The following is a 26072-nucleotide window of genomic DNA, read 5'->3' as shown; positions in this document are numbered from 1 at the left end:
GGACGCGGTGGGACGCCTGGGACGGTGTCCGGGACGGGGACGTCCGGTGGGGCGGGTCAGCCCGCCTGGCCCATTCCCGCCGCGTTGGGCCAGCCGCCAGGCCCCGGCCAGCCGGTAGCCGGGGCCGCCGTCAGGTCGGCGGGGGCCGTGGCGCCGCGGACCTGGGCCGCGGTGAGGCCGCCGCGGGCCGGGACGCCGGGTGGGGTGGGGCCGGTCATCGCCGCGGCCGGGGCCATCGCCGGAGTTATTGCCGGGGCCATCGCCGGTGTCATCGCGGGAGTCATCGCCGGTGCCGTCGCGGGAGACATCGCCGGGGTCATCGCCGCCGCCGGCGCCGGTACCGGAGTGGGGGCCGGTACCGGCTGCTGGGCGGCGGCGGGCCGCGGTGCCGCAGGTTGGGGGGCGGGCTGGGGGACCCCCTGCGGTACCGCTTGCGGGTAGGTCTGGGGCATCGGCTGCGGGTAGGCCGCCGCCGGGGCCGGCTGGGGTACCGCCTGGGGGAGTTCGACGGGAGCGGGCGCCGCCTGCGCCATCCGCATCCCGGCCCCGTTCGTCGCGCCGACCAGGCGGTCGACCGCCGCCGTGCCCGAGCTGTAGCTGGTCCCGGTGCCCAGCTCGGGCACGGCGGCTCCCCTCCTGGTCCCGTAGAGCACCTGTTCCAGGCCGGACACCAGGCGACGCACGTCCACCTGGGGGCGCACCACGAGACGCAGGAAGCGGCTGGACGAACCGATCTTGTTGCCGCACTCGCGGACCAGGATCCGGTGCTCGGTGAGCATCCGGTCCCGGACCACCGTGCCCTCCGAGCCCACCGGGAGGCGGACGAAGAGGAAGTTGCCCTGGGAGGGGTAGACCGTCAGGCCGGGGAGGGCGGCCAGTTGGTTCGCCATGTCGAGGCGGTCGCGACGGACCTGCTGGAGGCTCTGGGTGTACTCCGTGCCGTGTTCCTTGAGCATGAAGACGACGTGTTCGGCGAAGGCGTTGAGGTTCCACTTGGGGAGCATCGAGCGGACCTTGCCCGCGAGCGCCGGGTTGGCGACCAGGTAGCCGAAGCGGATGCCGTGCAGGCCGAAGTTCTTGCCGAGGCTGCGCAGGACGATGACGTTCGGCCGCAGCATCGCCTCCTGGACGACGGACGGTTCCGCCTCCGCGTCGGCGAACTCCAGGAACGACTCGTCGACCACGACCAGGTCCAGGTCGGCCATGGCGTCCATGAACTGCACGATGGCGTGCTTGTGGAGGAAGCCGCCGTCGGGGTTGTTGGGGTTGCAGATCACGGCGACGCGGGTGCCGCGCGCCCGGATGAACTCGGCGTACTGCGCGAGGTCGAGGGCGAAGCCGCTGGACTCCTGGAGCGGGAACATGTCGACCCGTTTGCCGGTCTCCATGGGCTGGTCGGTCCAGCGGCCGAAGGTGGGGACGGGGATGGCGAGGGACTCACGGACCAGCAGGTGGTCGATCCAGGTGATCAGCTCGGTGGAGCCGTTGCCCATCGCCACGCACTGCGGCGGCAGCTGGAGCAGGCTGCACAGTTCGGCCGTGATGGTGTCGGCGCTGCTCGGGTAGTACGTGATGATGTCACGGAGCTTGCCCGCCATGTCGTCGAACATGGCGGGGGTGGGGAAGTACGGGTTGCAGGGGATGCAGAAGTCCACCGGACCGGCGCCGTCCCCGCCGCTCTCCCGCGTCAGCGCAGCCATCGAAGGGCTGTGCGCCGCCGTGGAGCGGAACAACGAGGTGACGTTGTCAGCCAAGGCAACCTCCGTCTGTGGGTGGCCCGTGCGGGGGAGCACGGGCCGCCCTTACGTACGGAGGCGGGGGTGACACCGTTCAACGGACGTGAAGGAAATGTGTCCTCACGCCCGGGGCCGCCGGGTCACGCGCTGAACGAGTGCACCGTCGTCGTCCGGTACGTCTGCCCCGGTCGCAGCACCGTCGACGGGAAGCCGGGCTTGTTCGGGGAGTCCGGGAAGTGCTGGGTCTCCAGGCACAGCCCGTCGCCCTGCCGGTAGACGGTGCCGCCGGTGCCGACGAGGGTGCCGTCGAGGAAGTTGCCGGAGTAGAACTGGAGGCCGGGTTCTGTGGTGGCGATGCGCATCGTGCGGCCGGAGGACGGGTCCCGCAGCGTCGCCGCGTGGCCGGGGCGGGTGGTGATGCCCTTGTCCAGGACCCAGTTGTGGTCCAGGCCCTGCCCGTACAGCAGTTGCTGGTGGGCGACGCGGATGTCGCGGCTGACCGTCTTGGCGCGGCGGAAGTCGAAGGGGGTGCCCGCGACCCTGGCCAGTTCGCCGGTGGGGATCAGGCCCGCGTCGACGGGTGTGTAGCGGGAGGCGTCGATCGACAGCTCGTGGTCGTAGATCGTGCCGCTGGACTCGCCCGCGAGGTTGAAGTAGACGTGGCTGGTGAGGTTCACGACGGTGGGTTTGTCGGTGGTGGCCTCGTAGTCGATGCGCCAGTCTCCGTGCCGGGTGAGGGTGTACGTCACCTGGGTGCGCAGCGTGCCGGGGTAGCCCATCTCGCCGTCGGCGCTGGTGTAGTGCAGGCGCAGGCCGACGTCGGTGCCGTGGGTGAAGGGCTCGATGTCCCAGATCCGCTTGTCGAAGCCCTGGGCGCCGCCGTGCAGGCTGTTCTCGCCGTCGTTGACGGAGAGCTGGTACGTGGTGCCGTCGAGGGTGAAGCGGCCCTTGTCGATGCGGTTGCCGTAGCGGCCGATGAGGGCGCCGAAGTAGGGGCTGGAGGCGACGTACTCCTCGATGGTGTCGAAGCCGAGGGAGACGTTCGCGTACCGGCCGCGCCGGTCGGGGATCTCCAGGGACTGCACGATGCCGCCGTAGGAGAGGACCTTCATCCGTGTGCCGCCGTTCGCCAGCGACCAGCGGTAGACCTTGGTGCCGTCGGCGAGCCTGCCGAAGAGTGACTTCGTGGGTCCGCCGCCCTTCGCGTGTGCCGTGCCCCCTGTCGTCGCCGCCGCGGTGATCCCGGCGGCTGCCGCTCCTGCGATGACCGTGCGTCTGCTCAGTTCCATGTGCGGCTCTCCCAAAAGGTGGGGCCCCGCCGTCCGGCGGGGCCCGAGCGACTTACGAACCGACCTTGCGCTTGTTCCACACGTCGAAGCCGACCGCGGCCAGCAGGGCCATGCCCTTGATGACCTGTTGCCAGTCGGTGCCGACGCCGAGCAGGTTCATGCCGTTGTTCAGCACGCCGAGGACGAGGCCGCCGATGATCGCGCCGAGGACGGTGCCGACACCGCCGCTCATGGACGCGCCACCGATGAACGCCGAGGCGATGGCCTCGAGTTCGTAGTTCAGGCCCGCCTTCGGAGACGCCGCGTTCAGGCGGGCGGCGACCACCAGACCCGCCAGGGCCGCGAGCATGCCCATGTTCAGGAAGACATAGAAGGTGACCTTCTTGGACTTGACGCCGGACAGCTTGGCCGCCGGCAGGTTGCCGCCGATGGCGTAGATGTGGCGGCCGAAGATGGAGTTGCGCATCACGTAGCTGTAGCCGACCACCAGCACGCCCAGGACCAGCAGGACGATGGGGGTGCCCTTGTAGCTGGCGAGGAGGAGCGTGACGGTCAGGATCGCGGCTGTGATGGCGACCAGCTTCAGCAGGAAGAGGTTGCGCGGCAGGACGTCGAGGGAGAACTCCTGCTGGCGCTTGCGGTCCCGGATCTCCTGGAGGACCACGGCGACGATCAGGACGATGCCCAGCAGCAGGGTGAGGTTGTGGTAGTTGGTCTCCGGGCCGACCTCCGGCAGGAAGCCGTTGCCTATCTTCTGCTCGCCCTTGGGGAACGGGCCGAGGGTCTGGCCCTCCAGGAAGATCTCGGTGAGGCCGCGGAAGACCAGCATGCCCGCGAGGGTCACGATGAAGGACGGTATGCCGCCGTAGGCGATGAAGAAGCCTTGTACGGCTCCGGCGACGGCGCCGATGGCCAGGCAGAGCACCACGGCGATCGGCCAGGGCATGTCGTTCTTGACCATGAGCACGGCGGCCACGGCGCCGATGAACGCCGTCAGTGAGCCGACGGACAGGTCGATGTGGCCCGCGATGATGACGAGCATCATGCCGATCGCGAGGATCAGGATGTAGCTGTTCTGGAGGACCAGGTTGGAGACGTTGCGCGGCAGCAGCAGGTCGCCGTCGGTCCACACCGCGAACAGCGCCACGATCAGGCCGAGGGCGATCAGCATGCCGTACTGCCGCATGTTGCGGCGCATGCCCTCCAGGACCAGGCCCAGCAGTCCGCCGCCCGTGGCCCCGCCGCCCTTGCCGGGCGGCGCGGGGGCCGGTGTCTTGGCCGTCACATCGGTGCTCATCGCGTTACCTCTTTGTCCTTAGTCATCTGACGCATCAGTGATTCCTGCGAGGCCTCGGCCCGCGAGAACTCACCGGTCAGCCGCCCCGCGGCCATGGTGTAGATGCGGTCGCACATACCGAGCAGCTCCGGCAGCTCGGAGGAGATGAAGACGACCGCCTTGCCCTGGGCGGCCAGTTGGTCGATGACCGTGTAGATCTCGTACTTGGCGCCGACGTCGATGCCGCGCGTCGGCTCGTCCAGGATCAGCACGTCCGGCCCCGCGAAGATCCACTTGCTGAGGACGACCTTCTGCTGGTTGCCGCCGGACAGCTTGCCCACCGGTTCGAAGACGGTGGGTGCCTTGATGTTCATGGACTTGCGGAAGCCCTCGGCGACCTGCCGTTCCTCGTGCTCGTCGACCACGCCCCGCCTGGCGACCTTGCTCAGCGCGCTGAGCGAGATGTTGCGGTTGATGGTGTCGATGAGGTTGAGGCCGAAGTGCTTGCGGTCCTCGGTGACGTAGGCGATGCCGTGGCCGACCGCCTCGGCGACGGTCTTGGTGCGGATCTCCTGGCCGTCCTTGAGGACGGTGCCGCCCGCGTACCGGCCGTAGGTGCGGCCGAAGACGCTCATCGCCAGTTCGGTGCGTCCGGCGCCCATGAGGCCCGCGATGCCGACGATCTCCCCGCGCCGTACGTGCAGCGTGACGTCGTCGACGACCTTGCGGTGCTGGTCGATGGGGTGGTGCACGGTCCAGTCGCGGATCTCCAGGGCCGGGGCGGCGCCCTCCTCCGGCTGGTGGGGGGTGCGCTCGGGGAAGCGGTGTTCCAGGTCGCGGCCGACCATGCCGCTGATGATCCGGTCCTCGGTGGTCTCCGCGGCCTTCACGTCGAGCGTCTCGATGGTCTGCCCGTCGCGCAGGATCGTCACCGAGTCGGCGACCTTGCGGATCTCGTTGAGCTTGTGGCTGATGATGATCGAGGTGATGCCCTGCTTCTTCAGCTCCAGGATCAGGTCCAGCAGCTTCCCGCTGTCCTCGTCGTTCAGGGCCGCGGTCGGCTCGTCGAGGATGAGCAGCTTCACCTTCTTCGACAGGGCCTTGGCGATCTCCACCAGTTGCTGCTTGCCCACGCCGATGTCGGCGACGCGGGTCTCGGGGTGGTCGTCGAGCCCGACCCTGCGCAGCAGCTCGGTGGCGTGCCTGAGGGTCTCGTTCCAGTTGATGAACCCGCGGGAGGCGTGTTCGTTGCCGAGGAAGATGTTCTCGGCGATGGAGAGGTACGGCACCAGCGCCAGCTCCTGGTGGATGATGACGATGCCGTGCTGCTCGCTCGCCCGGATGTCCTTGAAGCGGCAGGTCTCTCCCTCGAAGAGGATGTCCCCCTCGTAGCTGCCGTGCGGGTGGACGCCGGAGAGGACCTTCATCAGGGTCGACTTGCCGGCGCCGTTCTCGCCGCAGATGGCGTGGACCTCGCCCTGCCGGACGGTCAGGGTGACGTCCGACAGCGCCTTGACGCCGGGAAAGGTCTTGACGATCGAGCGCATTTCCAGGACGGGTCCCGCCATGGTCGTGCCTTCCAATCAGTAGGGGACGGCGGTTACTTGAGGTCGCTCTCCTTGATGTAGCCGGAGTCGACCACGACCTCCTGGTAGTTCTCCTTGTTCACGGCGACCGGCTCCAGCAGGTAGGCCGGGACGACCTTCGAGCCGTTGTCGTAGGTCTCGGTGTCGTTGGTCTCGGGCTCCTTGTCGTTGAGGAGCGCGTCGACCATGTTGGAGGCGACCTTGGCCAGTTCGCGGGTGTCCTTGTAGACCGTCATGGACTGCTCGTCCGCGATGATCGACTTCACCGAGGCGACCTCGGCGTCCTGGCCGGTGACCACCGGCAGCGGCTTGCTCTTGGTGCCGTAGCCGTCGGACTTCAGCGCGGACAGGATGCCGATGGAGATGCCGTCGTACGGGGAGAGGACCGCGTCGACCGGGTCGCTCTTGTAGGACTTGGTGAGGATGTCGTCCATGCGGCGCTGCGCGGTGGCGCCGTCCCAGCGCAGGGTGGTGACCTGGGTGAGGTCGGTCTGGCCGGACTTGACGACGAGCTGCTTCTTGTCGATGTAGGGCTGGAGGACGTTCATGGCGCCCTGGAAGAAGTAGCGGGTGTTGTTGTCGTCGTTGGAGCCCGCGAACAGCTCGATGTTGAAGGGGCCCTTCTCGCTGCCGTCGGCGAGGCCGAGCTGCTCGACGATGTAGGTGCCCTGGAGTTCGCCGACCTTCTCGTTGTCGAAGGAGGCGTAGTAGTCGACGTTCTCGGTGCCGAGGATGAGCCGGTCGTAGGAGATCACGGGGATGTCGGCGTCGGCAGCCTGCTGGAGCACGTTGTTGAGCGACTTGTTGTCGATCGCGGCGACGATCAGGGCGTCAACGCCCTGCGTGATCATGTTCTCGATCTGGGAGACCTGCTGGTCGGGCTCGTCCTCGCCGAAGACCAGCTTCGTCTTGTAGCCCTTGGACTCCAGGTTCTTCACGACGTTGTCGCCGTCGGCGATCCAGCGCTCGGAGGACTTGGTCGGCATCGCGATGCCGATGGTGGCGCCCTCGGAGCCGCCGCTCTTGTTCTCCTCGCTGCCGCCCTCGCTGTCCTGTCCGCAGGCGGTGAGGGTCAGGGCGAGGGAGGCGGCGGTGGCTATGGCGGCGAGTGAGGCTCGGCGGTTGCGCATGGTCATCATCCTTGATGTGTGTGCGGCTGGGAGGGCGGTCGGCCGTGCGGGTTGGAGCGGGGCGACCAAGAAGGTGTGTTGGATTGTGCGCAGCTGTGTCGCGTTTTGAGGAGGGAAGTTTCCGGAAAGTTATGCCGGGATGTCGAACCTGATCAGTTCGCCCGGCAGCCGCGACCCCAGCGGCGCCATCTCCCCGTCCGCGCCGTGCCGGGCGAGCAGATCCAGCGCGAGCCGTCCGCGCCGCACCCGCTCCCGGGCGGTGTCCAGGGTCAGGTCACGCATATGGGTGCCGTACGGGTAGATCCCGGGGGCCTTGGACAGGCCGAACTTCAGGTAGAGCGGGGCGCCGCGCCGGATCAGCTCGGCGACCTCGTACATCCGCACATAGCCGCCGAGGTCGTCGGGCGCCTCGATGTACATGTCCATCGGCGCGGCGGACACCCGGCGTATCTCGGTGAGGTGGTCCAGGGTCAGGTCGCTGGGCACATTGATCGAGTCGGCGCCCAGCAGCTCGTACACCTGGTACGACGCCGGGTTGACCGGCCCGATCAGCGCCGACACCTTCAGCGTGGTGTCGGCCGGGATGATCCCGGCGGCCCGCGCCCGGTGCAGCGTCCACAGCACGCCCTCGTCGGCCACGAGCAGGCACTTCACGCCCAGCTCGGTGGCGCGCACGGCGTCCTCGACGCACCCGGCGACCGCGTCGTGGCCCCGGGCGCGGGTGCCCGCGCCCCGTGAGTCGGTGCGCGTGGAGCCGCCGATGTCCCAGGTGCCGCGCGGCCCCGTGAACAGGCACAGCTCGATGTCACGCTCGGCGGTCGCCTCGACCATCTCGGTGATCTCGGCGTCGGTGAGCATCCACACGCCGCTGCCCTGGCTGATCCGGTGGATCGGCACATCGAGCCGCGAGGACTCCTTCAGGACCACCGCCAGCGCCTCGGGACCCTCGCACGAGGGGATCTCGGTGCGCCAGCGGCCGCCGCCGGGGAAGGAGTGCGGCGAGGCGTCGGCGGGGTCGAGGGCCGGGGCGCCCAGACCGAGGGTGGTGAGTGCCTGCTCACCGGGCCTGCGGGCTGCCGTGGCGGAAGCGTCGGTCACAAGTTGTCCTTTGTGTTCGATATTTCGGACGAAGTTCGCGGCTTACGGTGCGCGAAGGTTCGCGAAGGCTGCGAAGGCGCGTGCGGGGCCTGGTGTACGCCGGTGCGGGGACCGTCAGGTCGCCCCCGCACCGGCGTACGGCTAAGGGCGGAGGAGCACCTTGCCCACCTTCGGGTCACCGGAGCCCACCAGCTCGATGGCGGCCGAGAACTCGGTGAGCGGCAGCTCGTGCGTCACCAGCGGCACCGGATCCAGCAGCCCCGCGCCGAAGACCCGCACGGCGTGCGCCCACGCCTCCGGCGGCGCCCCGAAGACGGTGTGCACCTCCAGCTGCCGTACGACGAGATCGGTCGGGTCGAGACCCTCCGCGCCCGGCGCGGGAATCCCGGTCAGCACCAGCCGTCCCCCGCGCCGCAGCAGGGCGGCGGCGGTGCGGGCGGCGTCGGCGGACCCGGCGGTCTCGATCACGACGTCGACATCACCGGGCAGTTCCCCGTCCTTGGTGCGGAAGTCGGTCGCCCCGAACCGCCGGGACAGCTCCTCCCGGTCCGGCCGCGTGCCGACCACCAGCAGCTCCGCCGGGGAGGCCGCCCGCAGGAACTGCACCGCGAACATGCCGAGCGTCCCGGTGCCGACCACGGCCACCCGCTCACCCGGCACGGCACGCGCCTTCAGCGCCGCCGCCGCGATACAGGCGGCGGGCTCCAGCAGGGCCGCGGCCGTCAGGTCGGCGTCGTCCGGCAGCACGTGCAGCAGCCGCGCGGGCAGCGTCAGGGTGGTGGCCATCGCACCCGGCTGGGTGAACCCGGTCTCCTCGTACCCGTCGGTGCACAGCGTCGTCTCACCGGCGTGGCAGCGGTCGCACACCTGGCAGTTGCGGAACCCCTCACCGACGACCTTGCGGCCGACGATGCTGGACGGCACCCCGGCGCCGACGGCCTCCACGGTGCCGGACCACTCATGACCCGGGGTGAGCGGGTAACGGACGTACCCCTCGGGCCGGTTGCCCTGGTAGACCTCGCGGTCGCTGCCGCAGATGCCCACGGCGTGCACCCGCACCAGCGCCTCCCCGGCCCCGGGCGGCCGTGGGCTGTGCTCGACGACCCGGTGGGCGCCGGGCGACTCGACGACGACGGCGGCCCCGCTCACGCGCCGCTCCCCTTCGGCTTGCGCTGCTCCCAGCCCTCGGCCCACAGGTCGAAGCGGGCCTGCTGCTGCGGGAACTCGGCGGCGGCGTCGGTGTCCAGCTCGACACCGAGACCGGGCGCGTCGGAGAGGTGGAAGCAGCCGTCCTCCGGGTTCACCTGCGGCGCGCCCTTGACGACCTTCTTGATCTCCGCGTCCGCGAAGTCGTTGAAGTGTTCGAGGATCTTGAAGTTGGGGGAGGTGAACCCCACCTGGAGGGAGGCGGCCGTGAGCACCGGCCCGCCCACGTTGTGCGGGGCGACGAGCATGTAGTGGGTCTCGGCGGTGGCGGCGAGCTTCCGCGTCTCCCAGATGCCGCCGATGTGGCCGACGTCCGGCTGGATGATGTCCACGGCCTGGCTCTCGAACAGCTCCCGGAACTCGATCCGGTCGTGGATGCGCTCACCCGTGGCGAGGGGCATGTCCACCTTCGCCGCGACCTTCTCCAGCGCCTTGAGGTTCTCCGGCGGCACCGGCTCCTCCAGCCACGCGGGCTTGAACGGCGCCAGCTCGTGGGCGAGGCGCACGGCCGTGGCGGGGGAGAAGCGGCCGTGCATCTCCAGCATCAGCTCGGCCTCGGGCCCGATCGCGTCCCGCACCGCCTCGATCAGCGAGACGGCGTACAGGGTCTGCTCGTGGTCCAGCTCGAAGTGCCCCGTGCCGAAGGGGTCGATCTTCAGCGCCCGGTACCCGCGCTCCATCACGCCCTGCGCGGCCTTGTGGTACGCCTCGGGGGTGCGCTCGGTGGTGTACCAGCCGTTGGCGTACGCCTTGACCTTGTCGGTCACCTTGCCGCCGAGCAGCTGCCACACCGGTACGCCGAGGGCCTTGCCCTTGATGTCCCAGCAGGCCATCTCGACGACCGCGATCCCGGACATCACGATCTCACCGGCGCGGCCGTAGTCGCCGTACTTCATCCGCCGTACGAGGTCTTCCACCGCGAACGGGTCCGAGCCGAGAATGTGGTTGGCCTCGGCCTCCTTCAGGTAGCCCAGGAGGGCGTCGGTGTGGCCCAGCATCCGGGTCTCGCCGACTCCGGTGATGCCCTCGTCGGTGTGCACCTGTACGTACGTCAGGTTGCGCCACGGCGTCCCGACGACGTGTGTGCTGATTCCGGTGATGCGCACGGTTGGCTGCCCCTCGTGAACGTCGGCTCTGTTCTGCTCTGTTCGGTATTTCGTCACACGTTCGAAATGCTGGCGTGACAGTAAGGATCGGGCGGCGGGGGTGTCAATGGGTCGAACGCGTAACGGTTTCGACACTTTCGAAAGCTGTGTCGGAATCCCGTTCGGTATCCCGTTGGGAATCCGGTATCGGCGCGAAGGCGCGGGATGCCCCGGGCGCTCCCAACCGCCGCGCCGGAGGCGGGAGTTCCGCACAGAACATTCACAGGCGCGACTAGGAAAGTTACTGATCCGGAACTTAATCTTCCCCCGTCATGGATTACTGCCACCCGTGCCGTCGGCACCTGAATGGCGCCCTCGCCTGCCCGGGGTGCGGAACCCCGGCCGAACAGCTCCCGCCCGACGCGGCGGGGCCCGAAGGCGCAGCGGACGCCCCCGCCAGCGAGACCGGCGCCGACGAGACGGCCGGGACGGCCGGGACCGGGGGAGGGGCGGACCCTCCCGACGGCCACCCCGGCCGCGAGAGCCGCCGGGACCGCAAGGCCGCGGCCCACCGCCGACGGCGCCGCCGCACCGTCCTCATAGCCACCGGCTTCCTGCTGGCCGCGGGCGGCCTGAGCCTCGCCGAGCTGGGCATCGACGCCCCCGGCTCCGGCCCCCGCCCCGCCGCGGCCGGGGACACCTCGCCGGACGGCGGCGCCGTGGAACGCGCGACCCCGGAGGGGACCGCCCCCGCGGCCACCGGCACCCGGGACCCGGGCACCGCCCCGGCCAGCGGCTCCGCCTCCGCCTCCCCGGACGCGTCGCCCTCCACGTCCGCCGAGGAGGACGAGGGCGAGGACGAGGGCGACGAGGAGACGGAGGAGTCCCCGACGCGGGACCCGCAGTCCTCCGAAGCCGGTCCGCCGCCCGCGGACCCCGACCCGGACCCCACCACCGACCCCGGTCCGGACCCGGACCCGACCCCCACGTCCGACCCGCCGACGGAGGACCCGGCGCCGGAACCGACGAAGACCTGCGAACGGTTCCTGTGGTGGTGCACCTGACCGGGGGAGACCGGAAATGGCGGAGGCCGCACCCCACGTCCAAGGGTGCGGCCTCCGCCGTGTGCAACGCCTCTCTCGGGCAACCGTCACGGTGATGTCGCCATGGGTGCCGGAACGAGGGAGATGAGGAAGAGGGGTCAGAGCTTGACGATCATCTTCCCGGTGTTGTCGCCCCGCAGGACCCCGAGGAACGCCTCCAGGTTGTTCTCGATGCCCTCCACCACGGTCTCCCGGTACTTCAGCGCCCCGGACGCCACCCAGGGGCCCACCTCGGAGACGAACTGCGGCTGGAGGTCGTAGTGGTCGCCGACCAGGAAGCCCTCGATGCGGCCCCGGGTCTGGATCAGCCGGGCGAGGTTGCGGGGGCCGGGGGCGGGCTCGGTGTTGTTGTAGACGGAGATCATTCCGCAGACCGCGATCCGGCCGCCCCGGTTGAGCGAGCCGATGGCCGCCTCCAGGTGGTCCCCGCCCACGTTGTCGAAGTAGACGTCGATCCCGTCCGGCGCCGCCGCGCGCAGCTGCTGGCTCACCGGGCCGTCCTTGTAGTTGAAGGCGGCGTCGAAGCCGTACTCCTCCACCAGCAGCCGCACCTTCTCGGCGGAGCCCGCCGAGCCGATCACCCGGGAGGCGCCCTTCAGCTTGGCGAGCTGCCCGACCTGGCTGCCGACCGCGCCCGCCGCACCGGAGACGAACACCGCGTCGCCCTCCTTGAAGGCGGCGGTGCGCAGCAGCCCGGCGTAGGCGGTCAGGCCGGTCATGCCGAGCACGCCGAGGTACGTCGACAGCGGCGCGGTCTCCGGGTCGACCTTGACGGCGTGCTTGGCCTCGACGGTGGCGTACTCGCGCCAGCCGCCGAAGTGCAGGACGTGGTCGCCGGGCGCGATGCCGTCGGCGTTCGAGGCGACGACCTCGCCCACGGCACCGCCCTGCATCGCCTTGCCCAGCTCGTACGGGGCGACGTAGGACTTGGCGGCGCTCATCCGGCCGCGCATGTACGGGTCGACGGAGAGGTAGGCGTTGCGGACCAGGACCTCGCCCGCCGCAGGCTGCCGGATCTCCGCCTCGACGAGCGCGAAGTCACCGGGCTCGGGCCAGCCGACGGGGCGGCTGAGCAGCTGCCACTCGCGGCTGACGGCGGGGAGCGTGGGGGTGTCGGTCATGGGGGGCGCCTCTCAGAAGCCGGGAATTACCTCAGCAATTACTTCAGTACCTGAAACAACCATGCCTTTGAATATTTCAGAGTGTCAAGTAAGCGGGTACCCTGGAGAGCATGGCCACACCCCCCACAGCCCGTCGCCCCGACGCACTCACCCTGGAGGTCGTCGACCTCATCGGCTCCGTCGTGGCCCGCTACCACGACGAGTACGAGGAGGCCGCCGCCGAGCACGCCCTCACCGGCGCCCAGGCCAAGCTCCTCGGCCTGCTCAGCCTCGACCCGCTGCCGATGCGCAAGCTCGCCCACAAGCTCAAGTGCGAGCCGTCCAACGTCACCGGCATAGTCGACCGCCTGGAATCCCGTGGCCTGGTCGAACGCCGCTCCGACCCGAACGACCGCCGCGTCAAGCTGGCCGCGGCGACGGCGGAGGGCCGCCGGGTGGCCAGGGACCTGCGCGAGTCGCTGAGCTTCGCCCGCGAACCCCTCGCCGGGCTCTCCGAGGGCGAACGGCTCGCCCTGCGCGACCTGCTCCAGCGGATGCTGGAGTCGTAACCCACCGCCCCGACCCCACCGCCCCGGGCCCCCGCCGGCCCTCGCTACAGTCGGGTCATGCGTGATCTCGGGGCGGGTTTCGGCTATCTCCTCAAAGGCCAGCGCTGGGTGGCCCGGCACGGCCGCAGTTACGGCTTCGGCCTGCTGCCCGGACTGGTCACCCTGCTGCTGTACGCGGCGGCACTCGTCGCCCTGGCCCTGTGGGGCGACGACCTCGTCGCCTGGGCGACCCCGTTCGCCGACGACTGGTCGAGCCCCTGGGGCGGCCTCTTCCGCGGCCTTCTCACCGCCGTGCTCTTCGCCCTCGCCCTGCTGCTCGCCGTCCTCACCTTCACCGCCGTCACCCTGCTCGTCGGCCAGCCCTTCTACGAGAGCCTCTCGGAACGGGTCGACCGCGACGTCTCCCCGGACGGCACCGCGCCCGAGTCCGACCTCCCCCTCCACCGGGAACTGTGGATCTCCGCCCGGGACAGCCTGCGCATCCTCGCGCGGGCCGCGCTCTGGGGCGTGCTGCTCTTCGCCCTCGGCTTCCTCCCGGTCGTCGGCCAGACCGTCGTCCCCGTCGTCGGCTTCTTCGTCACCGGCTTCTTCCTCGCCGAGGAGCTGACCGCCGTGGCCCTCCAGCGACGCGGCGTCGACCTCCGCGAACGCCTCACCCTGCTGCGCGCCCGCAAGCTCCTCGCCTGGGGCTTCGGCACCCCCCTCGGCCTGGCCTTCCTGGTCCCGTTCGTCGCCGTGTTCCTGATGCCCGGCGCGGTCGCGGGCGCCACCCTCATGGCCCGCGACCTGATGGACGAGGAGACCACGGAGGGCGACGCCACACCGCTGACCAAGGAAAGCGTCGGTTCTTAGACGTCATCTCATTTGGATCGGTAGCCTATCGGTCGTGGTTTCGATCGTTGAGCGGCTGGTGCCGGATGAGTTGTGGGAGCTGTTCCAGCGGGTGGTCCCGGAGGCTCCCTCGCGGCCTCAGGGCGGCGGTCGGCGTCGGCATGGCGACCGGGAGGTGTTGGCTGCAATCGTGTTCGTGGCCACGTCGGGCTGCACGTGGCAGCAGCTGCCGTCCGCGTCGTTCGGGCCATCGGGAGCGACGGCTCACCGGCGCTTTTCCGAGTGGTCGAAGGCCCGGGTGTGGGCAAAACTCCACCGCCTGGTCCTCGATGAGCTTGGTGCCCGCGGCGAGCTGGACTGGTCCCGCTGTGCGATCGACTCGGTGAACATGCGGGCCCTGAAAAGGGGGAGCTGACAGGTCCGAATCCTGTCGACCGGGGCAAGTACGGCTCGAAGATCCACCTGATCACCGAGCGGACCGGTCTGCCCCTGTCCGTCGGGATCTCGGGGGCGAACCTGCACGACAGTCAGGCGCTGATCCCGCTGGTGAAGGGGATACCGCCGATCCGCTCCCGGCGCGGACGACGGCGGCGCAAACCGGGAAAGCTCCACGCCGACAAGGGATACGACTACGACCACCTGCGGCGATGGTTACGCAGGCGAGGCATCAGGCACCGCATCGCCCGCAAGGGCATCGAGTCCTCGACTCGCCTGGGCCCGCCACCGCTGGACGATAGAACGCACGATGTCCTGGCTCGCAGGATGCCGCCGACTGCACCGACGCTACGAGCGCAAAGCCGAGCACTTCCTGGCCTTCACCAGCATCGCCTGCACCCTCATCTGCTATCGCCGACTCACCAAATGAGATGGCGTCTTAGGGCTGCTGTGCGGCCACCGTCAGGATCGACCGCACCTGCGCGATGATGTCCAGCCGGTTCCGCACGAACTGCTCGTCGGTGACCTCGGTGGTGTTCCCGGCGCCGAACTGGAGCACCGGGGTGTGCACATGGCCGCCCGGCAGCGCCTCGCGCAGGCCGAGACGGTCCCGCAGCAGCGTCGCCCGGTAGGCGATCTCGTTGGACAGGTAGTCCCCGCCGCCCCCGGCCCGCGCCGTGGACCCGGGCGTCGGCCCGTCAGGCCGTACGACGGCCTCCGTGCCGCCCGCCGGTATCTCCGTCACCGACGTGTTGTCGTACACCGGGAACCGGCCGGTGTCCGCCGCCACGATCGCCGCGTACGGCAGCGTCGTCGACGTCCACTGCGGCTGGGACGCCGGATCGGCCACCGGGACGGTCTCCGTCAGCCCGATGTTCTCGTTGTCGGGGAACCCGCCCCGCCAGGCCCCGTTGGTCCGCTCGATGTCGAACCGGCCCACCCGCCCCTGACTGACCGTCGTGAACAGGTCGACGCGCGGCAGATGCGGCCGCAGCGTCCGCTCCACCGTCCCCGCCGTGAAGTCCCGCCAGCGCACCGGGAACACGGCGGTCTCCACCCGCGCCGGGCCGTCCGCCGTCTCGATCACCGTGCCGTCCAGGGCGAGCGCGGTCGCCCCCGACGGGTTGGAGATGCGGATGTCCCGGTCCAGGGTGAACGGGTCGAACCCGGTCAGCAGGATGCGCCGCTGCCCCTTGCCGCCATAGCGGATGTCCGTCTGCCCGCGCGAGGTGCTCTCCAGCACGTCGAGCAGCGCCGACCGCCGCTCCTGCGACAGCCCGAACGACGGCTCCCAGGTGCGCACCTCCCGCGTCATGCCCAGCCGCGCCCAGTACAGCGGCCGGTCGTCGTCCCGGCTGAGGTCCCCGCCGGCGGGCCCGTGTCCCTGCGCCCGCTGCACGGCCCGCCGCCACAGCGCCGACCCCTCCCGCTGGACGATCCGCCGGGCCTGCGCATAGCCGTGCGCGGAGTCCAGCGCCCGCGCCAACTCCGGTGCCGAGGAGGCGAATCCGGAGCGGCGCAGGATCTCCTGGGGGACGGGGCCGTCGAGGCGCTGCTCCTCGACCGTGGGGGCGGGTGCCGGATCGGCCGCCGTCGCCGCCGGGGCGGACAGGCCGGTCAGCAGCAGGGTCAGTCCGAGGGCGCCGAGCACCCTCGTCGTCGTACGAACACGCGTGAGAGTCAAGGCAGTTCAGGCCTTCCGTCGCCGTGGGGAGCGTGCGTGGTGCCGGACGGCGGAAGTATCGCATCCGAAGCTCAGGTGGCCGTTTGTGAAGGGTTGGTACGAGATTCATCCAGAGGCGCCCGACGGCCGACCACCGGATCACCGGGGCGGTTACCGTCGAGACGGCCCTGGTCCGGTGACCTGACCGCCGGACCAGGGGCCAGGCCACCGTCAGTCGCGCACCCCGAACCCGTACACCGTCTCCGACCGGTACACCTCACCCGGCCGCAGCACCGTGCTCGGGAAGTCGGGTCGGTTGGGGGAGTCGGGGAAGTGCTGGGTCTCCAGCGCGATGCCGGAGCCGGGAGCGAACGGACCGGTCAGCGCGTCGGCCGTGTAGAGCTGGAGGCCAGGTTCGGTGGTCGCCACCGTCAGCACCCGGCCCGACGCCGGGTCGTACACCTCGGCGACCTCGACCGCCTCCTCGGTGACCCCCTTGTCGAGGACGTAGTTGTGGTCGTAGCCCGACCCGGTCTTGCGGCCCTCCCGGAAGTCGAAGCGGGTGCCCGCCACCTCCGCCACCCCGGTCGGGATCAGATCGGCGTCGACCGGTGTGTAACGGGAGGCGTCGATGCGCAGCTCATGCCCGGCGGTGCTCTCCGCACCGGCGTCGACACCGCCGAGGTTCCAGTACGAGTGGTTGGTCAGGGCCACCACCGTCGGCGCGTCCGTGACCGCCTCGTAGGCGATCCGCAGCGCCCCCGACTCCTCCAGCGCGTACGTCGCCGACACCTCAAGGCGCCCGGGGAAGCCCTCCTCGCCGTCCGGGCTGACCCGCGACAGCCGCAGCGCGTGCTCCCCGACGGGCGTCACCTCCCACATCCGCTTGTCGAAGCCGCGCGCACCGCCGTGCAGACAACTCGGCCCCTCGTTGCGGACGACGTCGTACGTCCGCCCGCCGAGCGGGAAGCGGCCGCCCGCGATCCGGTTGGCGTACCGCCCGATCAGCGCGCCGAAGTAGGGCCCCGTGTGCTCCTCGTAGCCACCCGGCTCCGCGAACCCCAGCACCACGTTCCCGGCGCGCCCGGCCCGGTCCGGCACCTCCACGGACCGCACGATCCCGCCGTACGACAGGACCCGCACCCGGGTCCCCGCGCGCTCCAGAGTCCAACAGCGCACCTCGGTGCCGTCGGAAAGTGTGCCGAAACGTGTGCCGGAAAGTTGACTCATGAGCGAAACCCTAGGTCACGGCCGCTACGACGGCGACTGTCGGGCCGTCACCGTCCGATAGGCGATCTCCGCGAGCCGCGCCTGGCCGTTCTTGCTCGGGTGGAACCAGTCCCACTGGCTCAACTGGGCGGGCCCGAAGCGGTAGTCGTACACCGCGCCACCGTCGAACCGGCAGCGGCGGTCCTCGGCGCACACCTCCGCCAGCACCTCGTTGTACTCCTCCACCCGCTCCCGCACCGACTCCCGCCGCGAGGTCGCCGCCGCGTCCAGCGCGTCCGCGTCGGCCAGCATCGACGGACAGATGCCCAGCTTCCACACCTGCTTGCCCAGCGGGTTCGTCCGGCCCTGAGACCACAGCCGCAGCAGGTTCGGCACGCTCGCCACGTACACCTGCGCCCGGGGCGCGGACCGGCGCAGCGTGTGCAGGGCGTCCTCGAAGTCGGCCCGGAAGTCCGCCACCGGCGTCATCTGCGACGGCGTCGCCCGGCACGCGTCGTTGGCGCCCGTCATCACCGCCACCAGCTCCGGCCTCCGCGCCGCCGCCCGCGCCATCTGACCCGGCAGGTCCGCCATCCGCGCCCCGGTCACCGCGTAGTTCCAGCTGCGCTCCGCCGCCCCCGCACGCCCCAGCAGCCGCACCGCCAGGCTGTTCACCTCAGCGCTGGCGCCCGTCGCCCAGGACACCGCCGGACAGTCCGTCAGCACCCCGCACGCGTCGAAGCCCCGGGTGATGGAGTCACCGACCGCCGCGACCGAGTCCGGACTGCGGTCCCAGAGCGGCGTCGGCGAAGGCGACGGCCGCCCGCTGCCCGACCCCTCGCTCGTCGGGACGGCCGAGTCACCGCCGACCGCGTCACAGCCCGCCAGCGCCAGCACGGCCGCCGTCAGCGCCGCGAGGGCGCCCCGCGCACGGTGGCTTCCACTCCGCATGCCCCGCCGATCCCCTCACTCGTCCCGTACCCGTCGCACTCGCCCCCGTCCATAACAACGTGCGGGGGTTCCCGGCCGCGCGGCGAGACCCGTCGCATGCGAGCCCATACGCCCGTACAGGCGTCCTGCCGGGTGAAAGGGCGGCGTTGTCGGCCCCGGGACCGACGGTACGTCACACTCCTCGCGCCGCCGCACGGTAGCCTCGCCATCAGCGTGGCCATGCCGCCACCGCCGCCCGCCCGACCGCACAAGTCCCGCTCAGCCCGGAGGTCCCGGTGACGACACGTGGAGTTCTGTACGTGCACTCCGCTCCGCGCGCGCTGTGCCCGCACGTCGAGTGGGCCGTCGCCGGGGTGCTGGGCACCCGCGTCAACCTCGACTGGATCCGGCAGCCCGCCGCGCCCGGTACCTGGCGCTCGGAGTTCTCCTGGCAGGGCGAGGCGGGCACCGCCTCCAAACTCGCCTCCGCGCTGCGCGGCTGGCACCTGCTGCGCTTCGAGGTCACCGCCGAGCCCTGCCCCACCGCCGAGGGCGAGCGCTACAGCTGCACCCCCGACCTCGGCATCTTCCACGCCGTCACCGGCATCCACGGCGACATCCTCATCCCCGAGGACCGCCTCCGCGCCGCCCTGGTCCGCGCCCAACGCGACGAGACGGACCTGGAAGCCGAAATCGCCAAGCTCCTCGGCAAGCCCTGGGACGACGAACTCGAACCCTTCCGCTACGCGGGCGAGGGCGCCCCGGTGAGATGGCTCCACCAGGTGGTGTAGAGGCGGCTTCTTGTAGGCGCAGGGGACGTGCACGTCCCCAGGGGCGCGGGGAACTGCGCGACCAGCCACAACGGACCCGCACCCGGCACACAACAAACACCCCCAACGGCGATGGCCCGGACCCCCAAAGGGACCCGGGCCGTTTTCAGCTCAAGCGACGCAGTCACACCGTCCGGAACGCCAGCACCACGTTGTGCCCACCGAACCCGAACGAGTCGTTGAGCGCCGCGATCCGCCCGTCCACGGGCAGCTTCCGCGCCTCGCCCCGCACGACGTCCGCGTTCGCCTCCGCCTCAGGATCGAGGTTCTCGACGTTGATGGTCGGCGGCGCCACCCGGTGGTACAGCGCCAGCACCGTCGCGACGGTCTCGACACCACCCGCGCCGCCCAGCAGATGCCCCGTCATCGACTTGGTCGCGGACACCGCCATGTGGTCGGCGTCGTCGCCGAACACCTTCCGCAGCGCCTTCAGCTCCGCGATGTCACCGGCGGGCGTCGACGTCGCGTGCGCGTTGACGTGCACGATCTCCGCCGGGTCCAGGTCGGTGCGGTCCAGCAGGTTGTGCAGGGCGTGGGCGATGCCCCGACCCTCCGGCTCCGGCTGCACGATGTCGTGGCTGTCGGCGGAGATGCCCTGGCCGACCGCCTCCGCGTAGACGCGGGCGCCGCGCTTGGCGGCGTGCTCGGCGGACTCCAGGACGACGACACCCGCGCCCTCGCCGAGGACGAAACCGTCCCGGGCGACGTCGTAGGGACGCGACGCGCCCTGCGGGTCGTCGTTGTTCTTGGACATCGCCATCATGTTGCCGAACGCGGCGATGGGCAGCGGGTGGATCGCCGCCTCCGTACCACCGGCGACGACGACGTCGGCACGGCCGGTGCGGATCATCTCGATGGCGTAGCCGATGGCCTCGGCGCCGGAGGCGCAGGCGGAGACCGGGGTGTGCACGCCCGCGCGGGCGCCCACGGCCAGGCCCACGTTCGCGGACGGGCTGTTCGGCATCAGCATGGGCACGGTGTGCGGGGAGACGCGGCGGACGCCCTTCTCCTTGAGCACGTCGTACTGGTCGAGGAGGGTGGTCACGCCGCCGATGCCGGAGGCGATGACGGCGCCGAGCCGGTCGGGGTCGACCTCGGACCCCTCACCGGCCTTGGCGGTGAAACCGGCGTCGGCCCACGCCTCCTGGGCCGCGATCAGCGCGAACTGCGCCGAGCGGTCGAGTCGGCGGGCCTGCGGCCGGGGAATGACCTCGGTGGGTTCCACGGCGATCTGGGCGGCGATCCGGACGGCCTGTTCGGCGGCCCAGTCCTGCTCCAGGGGCTTGACGCCGGAACGTCCGGCGATCAGCCCCTCCCAGGTCGAGGCTGCGTCGCCACCCAGCGGTGTGGTTGCGCCGATACCGGTGACGACCACGGTGCGATTGGTCGGGCTCACGGGAATTCTTTCTCCAGCTGATAGGAGGAGGACAACCCCCGCCGAGGCGGGGATGACGGCGCCACCGCCGGGTGGCGGGGCAGTCAGCCCAGGGATGTGATCGGTTGATCAGCCCTGGTGCTTGAGGATGTATTCGGTCGCGTCGCCGACGGTCTTGAGGTTCTTGACGTCGTCGTCCGGGATCTTGACGTCGAAGCGCTCTTCGGCGGCGACGACGACCTCGACCATGGACAGCGAGTCGACGTCCAGGTCGTCGGTGAAGGACTTGTCCAGCTGGACGTCCTCAACCGGGATGCCGGCGATCTCGTTCACGATCTCCGCGAGACCGGCGACGATCTCTTCCTGAGTGGCGGCCATGTTGGCGCTCCTTCGTTGATATTCCAGAGGGTGTGGCGTCCACCGCGTGAGCGGTGGGTGTTGCGGTTCGCTCCCGCACCGGACAGATCATCCGGCACGGAGTGCCTAGGGGAGGGTAACGACCGACGCGGCGTACACGAGACCCGCCCCGAATCCGATGACGAGCGCGGTGTCGCCGCTCTTCGCCTCGCCGGTCGCCAGGAGCCGCTCCATCGCGAGCGGGATCGAGGCGGCCGAGGTGTTGCCGGTGGTGCGTACGTCACGGGCCACCGTGACGGTCTCCGGCAGCTTCAGTGTCTTCACCATCGAGTCGATGATCCGCTCGTTGGCCTGGTGGGGGATGAAGACGTCCAGTTCGTCCGCGCTGATCCCGGCCGCGTCCAGCGCCTGCTGGGCGACCTTCGCCATCTCGAACACGGCCCAGCGGAAGACCGCCTGGCCCTCCTGGGTGATCGCCGGGAACTTCTCGACCTGGCCGTCGCGGTAGTCCGTCCACGGCACGGTCTGCTTGATGGTCTCCGACTTGTCGCCCTCGGAACCCCACACCGTGGGGCCGATCGCGGGCTCCTTCGACGGGCCGACGACCACGGCACCGGCGCCGTCGCCGAACAGGAAGGCCGTCGCCCGGTCCTCCAGGTCGGTCAGGTCGCTCAGCCGCTCCACGCCGATGACCAGGACGTACTCGGCGGAACCCTCGACGATCATGCCCTTGGCGAGGGTGAGGCCGTAGCCGAAGCCCGCGCAGCCCGCGGAGATGTCGAAGGCGGCGGCCTTGGCGGTGCCGAGCTTGTCGGCGATCTCCGTGGCGACGGCCGGGGTCTGCTTGAAGTGGCTGACCGTGGAGACGATCACCGCGCCGATCTGCTCGGCGGCGATCCCGGCGTCGGCGATCGCCTTGCCGGAGGCCTCCACCGACATCGCGGCGACGGTCTCCTCGGCGTTCGCCCAGTGCCGGGTCTCGATGCCGGAGCGCGAGCGGATCCACTCGTCGGAGGAGTCGATCGTCTCCAGGATCACCTCGTTGGGCACCACCCGGGTGGGCCGGTAGCCGCCCACGCCGAGGATGCGGGCGTACGGGGCGCCCTTGCTGGGCTTGATCTTCGCCATGTTCCGGTCGGCTCCTTCGGGCGTCTTAGACGTGCTCGGCGACGAGCTGGCGGGCCGCGTCGAGGTCGGCGGGGGTCTTCAGGGCGAGCGTCCGCACGCCGGGCAGCGCGCGCTTGGCGAGCCCGGTCAGGGTGCCACCCGGGCAGACCTCGATCAGCGCGGTGACGCCCAGCTCCTTGAACGTCTCCATGCACAGGTCCCAGCGGACCGGGTTGGCGACCTGCCCGACCAGCCGCTCGACGACCTCGGAGCCGCCGGCGACCGCCGCGCCGTCCTTGTTGGACACGTAGGTGACCTTCGGATCGGCGGGCGTCAGCTCCTTGGCGGCCTCGGCCAGCTTCTCCACGGCGGGGCCCATGTGGTGGGTGTGGAAGGCGCCCGCGACCTTCAGCGGGATGACCTTGCGCACCCCCTCCGGCTTGTCCTCGGCCAGCGCGGCGAGCTGCTCCAGGGTGCCCGCGGCGACGATCTGACCGGCGCCGTTCATGTTCGCCGGGGTCAGGCCCAGCTTCTCCAGGTGCGCCACGCTGGTGTCGGGGTCGCCGCCGAGCAGCGCCGACATCCCGGTCTCGGTGACCGCGGCGGCCTCGGCCATCGCCAGGCCGCGCTTGCGTACGAGGCTCAGGGCGGCGGTGTCGTCGAGGACCCCGGCGAGGACGGCGGCGGTGATCTCACCGACGCTGTGCCCGGCGACGGCGTCCGGCGCCGTGTCACCGAGTGCCATGCCGGACAGCAGACCGGCGGCGACGAGCAGTGGCTGCGCCACGGCCGTGTCACGGATCGCGTCGGCGTCGGCCTGGGTGCCGTAGTGGGCGAGGTCCAGGCCGATGGCGTCGGACCAGGCGGCCACGCGGTCGGCGGCGCCGGGCAGTTCGAGCCAGGGGGTCAGGAAGCCGGGCGTCTGGGCGCCCTGGCCGGGAGCGACGAGTACGAGCACTCTCACACTCTCTCTTGTGGACGGCCACGGCCGCCCGTGGGGACAAGGACGAAGAACAGCAGGGGGTTTTGTGGGCCCCCGACAAAACACTAGGACTGGGGGTCTCCGTCGACGAGACGTCCCAGGATCAGCGCGATGCGCAGGGTGAACGCGGAGCGTACATCGGAGGGTGACCACCCGGTGACGTCAGTCACACGTCGGAGCCGGTAGCGCACGGTGTTGGGGTGCACGAACAGCATCCGCGCGGCGCCCTCCAGACTGCTCGCCTGCTCCAGGTACACGCTCAACGTCTCCAGCAGCGCGGAGCCCGCGACCTCCAGCGGTCTGTAGATCTCCTCCACCAACTGCTCGCGCGCGCTGGGGTCCCCGGCTATGGCACGCTCCGGAAGCAGATCGTCCGCCAGTACCGGACGGGGGGCGTCCTGCCAGGCGGTGCACGCCTTCAGCCCGGCCGCCGCGGCCTGCGCGGACCGGGTCGCGGCCAGCAGGTCCGGTACCACCGGACCGGCCACCACCGGACCCGCCGCATACGGCCCGATCAGCGACTTCGCCACGGCCAGCGGATTGTCGCTGCCCCCCGCGATCACCACCAGCCGGTCCCCGAGCACCCCGGTGAGCACCTGCAACTTGGCGTGCCGGGCGGCCCGCCGGATGGCCTCCACGGTCAGCTCGCTGTCCCCGTCGGGCGCGGTCCCGAGCACCACGCACACGTGTTCCGGCGAGTTCCACCCCAGCGCGGCGGCCCGGCTGACGGCCCCCTCGTCGGCCTCCCCGCTGAGCACGGCGTTCACGACGAGCGACTCCAGCCGCGCGTCCCAGGCACCGCGTGCCTCGGCGGCCTGCGCGTACACCTGGGCCGTGGCGAAGGCGATCTCGCGGGCGTAGACCAGCAGCGCCTCCCGCAGCACGCTCTCGTCGCCGGGCGCCGCGACCTCATCGATGGCGGACTCCATGACCTCGATGGTGGTCCGCACCATCTCCACGGTCTGCCGCAGCGTGATCGCCCGGGTCAGCTCGCGCGGCGCGGTCCCGAAGACATCGGTGGAGATGGCCTGCGGGGCGTCCGGGTGCCGGAACCACTCCGTGAACGCGGCGATACCGGCCTGGGCGACCAGCCCGATCCAGGAACGGTTCTCCGGAGGCATCGCCCGGTACCAGGGCAGCGTCTCGTCCATCCGCGCGATGGCCTGCGCGGCGAGCGAGCCGGAGGACTTCTCCAGCCGCTTCAGGGTCGCGGCGTGCGGGTGGGCGGGCGCGGGGGCGTCAGCGGCGGTGGTTTCGGGTTCGGGCACGGGACAAGACTGCCTTATCCGGCGCCGGGCGTGCGCCGCCGGGTCGGCAGTGCGCTCCTGGGAGGGACGGCGGCGGGGCTACGGTGGGACACGTGATGGACGTACGGCGCGCGGACGAGCGCTACCAGGGCGGCGACCCGCAGGCGGGCATCGACACCCGGCACGCCTTCTCCTTCGGCCCGCACTACGACCCCCACAACCTCCGCTTCGGCCCCCTCATCGCCTGCAACGAGGAACACCTCGCCCCGGGCGCGGGCTTCGCCGAACACCCCCACAGCCACACGGAGATCGTGACCTGGGTGGTCGCGGGCGAGCTGACCCACCGCGACTCGACGGGCCGGGAGACGGTGGTCCGCCCCGGCGACGTCCAACGCCTGAGCGCGGCGTCCGGCGTCCGCCACGTCGAACGCAACGACGGCGACGCGCCCCTCACCTTCCTCCAGATGTGGCTGGCCCCCCTGAACCCCGGCGGCGACCCCTTCTACGAGATCGTCCGCGGCATCGCCGACTCCACGCCGTACGCCCTCCCCGAGGCGGGCGCCATGCTGCACGTGCGGCGCCTCGGGGAGGGGGAGCGGACGGCGGTCCCGGACGGGCGGTACGTGTACGTCCATGTCGTACGCGGCGAGGTGCGGGTGGGCGCCGAACGACTCGGCCCCGGCGACGCGGCGAGGCTCACGGACGAGAAGGACACGGAGGCGGTCGGCTTGGTGGCGGGTACGGAGCTGCTGATCTGGGAGATGGCGGAGGACTAACGCAGCCCGTCGACGAACACCTGCCAGGCGGCTCCGCCGACGGTGAGGATGGGTCCGGAGGGGTTCTTGCTGTCCCGGACGGGGACGGTGCCGGTGGGGCAGTCGGCGGCGACTTCGACGCAGTCGCCGCCGGTGTTGCCGCTGTGCGAGGACGTGCGCCACGCGGCGCCGTCGGTGACGGTGCACTCGACGCACTCGCCGCCGGTGCTACCGCTGTAACTGGACTTACGCCACTGTGCGTTCCTCAGGGTGGGACCGGTCTCCATAGCGTTCCTCCATCACGCGGGCGATGAGCGCCGCCGAGTCCTCCACGGAGAGGGCCGCGGCCTGCAATCGAGCGTAACGGAGCGCGGCCTCCCTGATCGTCTCGGGGTTGGCCGTCATATGGCCCGAGATCAGATCCTCCGTGTAGATGATGTCGGGGTTGTCGTCGAAGCGCATCGTGGTGAACGACCCATCCAGACTGGCGTGTGCACCAGCCGAGTTCGGCAGCACCTGGACGTGCATCCAGCGGCGGTCGGTGAACTCCAACAGACGCTTGAGTTGGCCTCGCATGACCTCCCGGCCGCCGACGGGTCGAAGCAGCACCGCCTCATCCAGCACCACCCACGCCAGGGGCGGTTGCTCCCGCTCCAGGATGCGCTGACGCTCCATGCGAGCCGCCACCAGCCCGTCGAGGTCGTCCGGCATACCGGTGGCCAGGACCGCCCGCGCGTAACTCTCCGTCTGCAACAGGCCGTAGACCACCTGCGCCTGGTACGTCGAAATGTACGTCGCCCGCGCCTCCATGTCGGCGTACGGCTGGAACCACGTCGGCAGTTGGCTGCGCAGCACCAGGCCGACCAGCCGCGAGAACACCCCGTCCGTGCCCAGCGCCGCGTCCACGCGCTCGGAGAAGTCACGCGTCGGGACCTTCTTCGCCGTCTCGATCTGGCCGACCAGGGAGCCCGTGCAGAAGATGATGTCCCCGAGCTGGCCCTGTCTCAGGTCGGCGGCCTCGCGCAGGCGGCGCAGTTCCCCGCCGTAGTAGTGGAGCGGCGACGCGGTGGGGTCGAGCGTCTGGATGTGGGCCACGTGTGCACCTCCGGCCTGCAACGCCTCACGGCGTTCGTTTCGTTGCGTGGTCGAGCGTATGCGGTGCGTAGCAACCTG

The 26072-nt window shown here is 70.7% G+C and carries 24 protein-coding genes and 1 pseudogene; 6 read left to right on the top strand and 19 right to left on the bottom strand.

The window, feature by feature from the left end; genetic code table 11:
* Positions 1 to 56: 56 nt before the first annotated feature.
* From KBY47_RS02535 to KBY47_RS02500, 8 genes are all read right to left on the bottom strand, one after another.
* On the bottom strand, positions 57 to 1754 hold the full coding sequence (locus tag KBY47_RS02535) for a histidinol-phosphate transaminase (RefSeq protein WP_210919198.1): 1698 nt from the start codon (positions 1752 to 1754) through the stop codon (positions 57 to 59).
* Positions 1755 to 1876: 122 nt separating this feature from the next.
* Complete coding sequence (locus tag KBY47_RS02530; RefSeq protein ID WP_210919197.1) at positions 1877 to 3025, bottom strand: aldose epimerase family protein; 1149 nt, start codon at positions 3023 to 3025, stop codon at positions 1877 to 1879.
* Between the two features lie 52 nt (positions 3026 to 3077).
* On the bottom strand, positions 3078 to 4322 hold the full coding sequence (gene mmsB, locus KBY47_RS02525; RefSeq protein WP_210919196.1) for a multiple monosaccharide ABC transporter permease: 1245 nt from the start codon (positions 4320 to 4322) through the stop codon (positions 3078 to 3080).
* Positions 4319 to 5869, bottom strand: coding sequence for a multiple monosaccharide ABC transporter ATP-binding protein (gene mmsA, locus KBY47_RS02520; protein ID WP_210919195.1), 1551 nt, complete (start codon positions 5867 to 5869; stop codon positions 4319 to 4321). Before mmsA ends, mmsB begins: the two co-directional genes overlap by 4 nt.
* Positions 5870 to 5901: 32 nt before the next feature.
* Entirely contained in the window at positions 5902 to 7017 is a 1116-nt protein-coding gene (gene chvE / locus KBY47_RS02515; RefSeq protein ID WP_210919194.1) for a multiple monosaccharide ABC transporter substrate-binding protein, read from the bottom strand.
* 129 nt (positions 7018 to 7146) lie between these two features.
* Entirely contained in the window at positions 7147 to 8115 is a 969-nt protein-coding gene (locus KBY47_RS02510) for a hypothetical protein (protein ID WP_210919193.1), read from the bottom strand.
* Between the two features lie 141 nt (positions 8116 to 8256).
* A complete protein-coding gene (locus KBY47_RS02505) occupies positions 8257 to 9264 on the bottom strand; it encodes an alcohol dehydrogenase catalytic domain-containing protein (protein WP_210919192.1) in 1008 nt (335 codons plus the stop codon).
* Entirely contained in the window at positions 9261 to 10427 is a 1167-nt protein-coding gene (locus KBY47_RS02500; protein ID WP_210919191.1) for a mandelate racemase/muconate lactonizing enzyme family protein, read from the bottom strand. The genes KBY47_RS02505 and KBY47_RS02500 overlap by 4 nt, the downstream gene beginning before the upstream one ends.
* Before the next feature lie 311 nt (positions 10428 to 10738).
* Between KBY47_RS02500 and KBY47_RS02495 the strand changes: the two genes are divergently transcribed.
* The gene (locus KBY47_RS02495) at positions 10739 to 11470 is read left to right on the top strand and encodes a hypothetical protein (protein WP_210919190.1); all 732 of its coding nucleotides are present in this window, start codon (positions 10739 to 10741) and stop codon (positions 11468 to 11470) included.
* Between the two features lie 137 nt (positions 11471 to 11607).
* Here the strand turns inward: KBY47_RS02495 and KBY47_RS02490 are convergent, their stop codons facing one another.
* Complete coding sequence (locus tag KBY47_RS02490; protein WP_210919189.1) at positions 11608 to 12630, bottom strand: NADP-dependent oxidoreductase; 1023 nt, start codon at positions 12628 to 12630, stop codon at positions 11608 to 11610.
* 110 nt (positions 12631 to 12740) lie between these two features.
* On the opposite strand from KBY47_RS02490, the gene KBY47_RS02485 reads away from it, so the two are divergent.
* The 3 genes and pseudogenes from KBY47_RS02485 to KBY47_RS02475 all read left to right on the top strand — a co-directional run bounded on the left by KBY47_RS02485 (position 12741) and on the right by KBY47_RS02475 (position 14874).
* Complete coding sequence (locus KBY47_RS02485) at positions 12741 to 13178, top strand: MarR family winged helix-turn-helix transcriptional regulator (RefSeq protein ID WP_210919188.1); 438 nt, start codon at positions 12741 to 12743, stop codon at positions 13176 to 13178.
* Between the two features lie 57 nt (positions 13179 to 13235).
* The gene (locus tag KBY47_RS02480) at positions 13236 to 14030 is read left to right on the top strand and encodes an EI24 domain-containing protein (protein WP_210919187.1); all 795 of its coding nucleotides are present in this window, start codon (positions 13236 to 13238) and stop codon (positions 14028 to 14030) included.
* A gap of 43 nt (positions 14031 to 14073) precedes the next feature.
* Positions 14074 to 14874, top strand: a pseudogene (locus KBY47_RS02475) (IS5 family transposase).
* 9 nt (positions 14875 to 14883) lie between these two features.
* Here the strand turns inward: KBY47_RS02475 and KBY47_RS02470 are convergent.
* The 3 genes from KBY47_RS02470 to KBY47_RS02460 all read right to left on the bottom strand — a co-directional run bounded on the left by KBY47_RS02470 (position 14884) and on the right by KBY47_RS02460 (position 18267).
* Positions 14884 to 16128, bottom strand: coding sequence for a pyroglutamyl peptidase (locus KBY47_RS02470; RefSeq protein ID WP_247694129.1), 1245 nt, complete (start codon positions 16126 to 16128; stop codon positions 14884 to 14886).
* A gap of 210 nt (positions 16129 to 16338) precedes the next feature.
* On the bottom strand, positions 16339 to 17337 hold the full coding sequence (locus KBY47_RS02465) for an aldose epimerase family protein (RefSeq protein ID WP_210919186.1): 999 nt from the start codon (positions 17335 to 17337) through the stop codon (positions 16339 to 16341).
* A 24-nt stretch (positions 17338 to 17361) separates the two neighbouring features.
* Positions 17362 to 18267: an SGNH/GDSL hydrolase family protein gene (locus tag KBY47_RS02460; protein ID WP_210919185.1), complete on the bottom strand. Its 906-nt coding sequence runs from the start codon at positions 18265 to 18267 to the stop codon at positions 17362 to 17364.
* Positions 18268 to 18542: 275 nt separating this feature from the next.
* On the opposite strand from KBY47_RS02460, the gene KBY47_RS02455 reads away from it, so the two are divergent.
* Positions 18543 to 19037 (top strand): DUF3145 domain-containing protein, encoded by a 495-nt coding sequence (locus KBY47_RS02455; RefSeq protein ID WP_210919184.1) that lies wholly within the window; start codon positions 18543 to 18545, stop codon positions 19035 to 19037.
* Between the two features lie 163 nt (positions 19038 to 19200).
* On the opposite strand, the gene fabF is transcribed toward KBY47_RS02455, so the two are convergent.
* The 5 genes from fabF to fasR all read right to left on the bottom strand — a co-directional run bounded on the left by fabF (position 19201) and on the right by fasR (position 24165).
* Positions 19201 to 20472, bottom strand: a complete 1272-nt coding sequence (fabF, locus tag KBY47_RS02450) for a beta-ketoacyl-ACP synthase II (RefSeq protein WP_210919183.1) — start codon at positions 20470 to 20472, stop codon at positions 19201 to 19203.
* A gap of 108 nt (positions 20473 to 20580) precedes the next feature.
* Entirely contained in the window at positions 20581 to 20829 is a 249-nt protein-coding gene (locus tag KBY47_RS02445) for an acyl carrier protein (RefSeq protein WP_190188172.1), read from the bottom strand.
* Between the two features lie 105 nt (positions 20830 to 20934).
* Positions 20935 to 21936: a ketoacyl-ACP synthase III gene (locus tag KBY47_RS02440; RefSeq protein ID WP_210919182.1), complete on the bottom strand. Its 1002-nt coding sequence runs from the start codon at positions 21934 to 21936 to the stop codon at positions 20935 to 20937.
* 25 nt (positions 21937 to 21961) lie between these two features.
* Complete coding sequence (locus KBY47_RS02435; protein WP_210919181.1) at positions 21962 to 22873, bottom strand: ACP S-malonyltransferase; 912 nt, start codon at positions 22871 to 22873, stop codon at positions 21962 to 21964.
* Between the two features lie 89 nt (positions 22874 to 22962).
* Entirely contained in the window at positions 22963 to 24165 is a 1203-nt protein-coding gene (gene fasR / locus KBY47_RS02430; RefSeq protein ID WP_210919180.1) for a fatty acid biosynthesis transcriptional regulator FasR, read from the bottom strand.
* Positions 24166 to 24260: 95 nt separating this feature from the next.
* Between fasR and KBY47_RS02425 the strand changes: the two genes are divergently transcribed.
* Positions 24261 to 24920 carry a pirin family protein gene (locus KBY47_RS02425; protein WP_210919406.1) on the top strand — a complete coding sequence of 220 codons (660 nt, stop codon included), beginning with the start codon at positions 24261 to 24263 and terminating at the stop codon, positions 24918 to 24920.
* Here the strand turns inward: KBY47_RS02425 and KBY47_RS02420 are convergent.
* Together KBY47_RS02420 and KBY47_RS02415 are read right to left on the bottom strand one after the other, a co-directional pair.
* Positions 24917 to 25186 (bottom strand): DUF397 domain-containing protein, encoded by a 270-nt coding sequence (locus KBY47_RS02420; protein WP_210919179.1) that lies wholly within the window; start codon positions 25184 to 25186, stop codon positions 24917 to 24919. The two genes, KBY47_RS02425 and KBY47_RS02420, sit on opposite strands and share 4 nt — an antisense overlap.
* A complete protein-coding gene (locus KBY47_RS02415; protein WP_210919178.1) occupies positions 25146 to 25994 on the bottom strand; it encodes a helix-turn-helix transcriptional regulator in 849 nt (282 codons plus the stop codon). The genes KBY47_RS02420 and KBY47_RS02415 overlap by 41 nt, the downstream gene beginning before the upstream one ends.
* Between the last annotated feature and the right edge of the window lie 78 nt (positions 25995 to 26072).

Source organism: Streptomyces sp. B93 (assembly GCF_018070565.1).
Taxonomy (GTDB): domain Bacteria; phylum Actinomycetota; class Actinomycetes; order Streptomycetales; family Streptomycetaceae; genus Streptomyces.
This window is presented reverse-complemented; position numbering and strand designations above follow the sequence as displayed.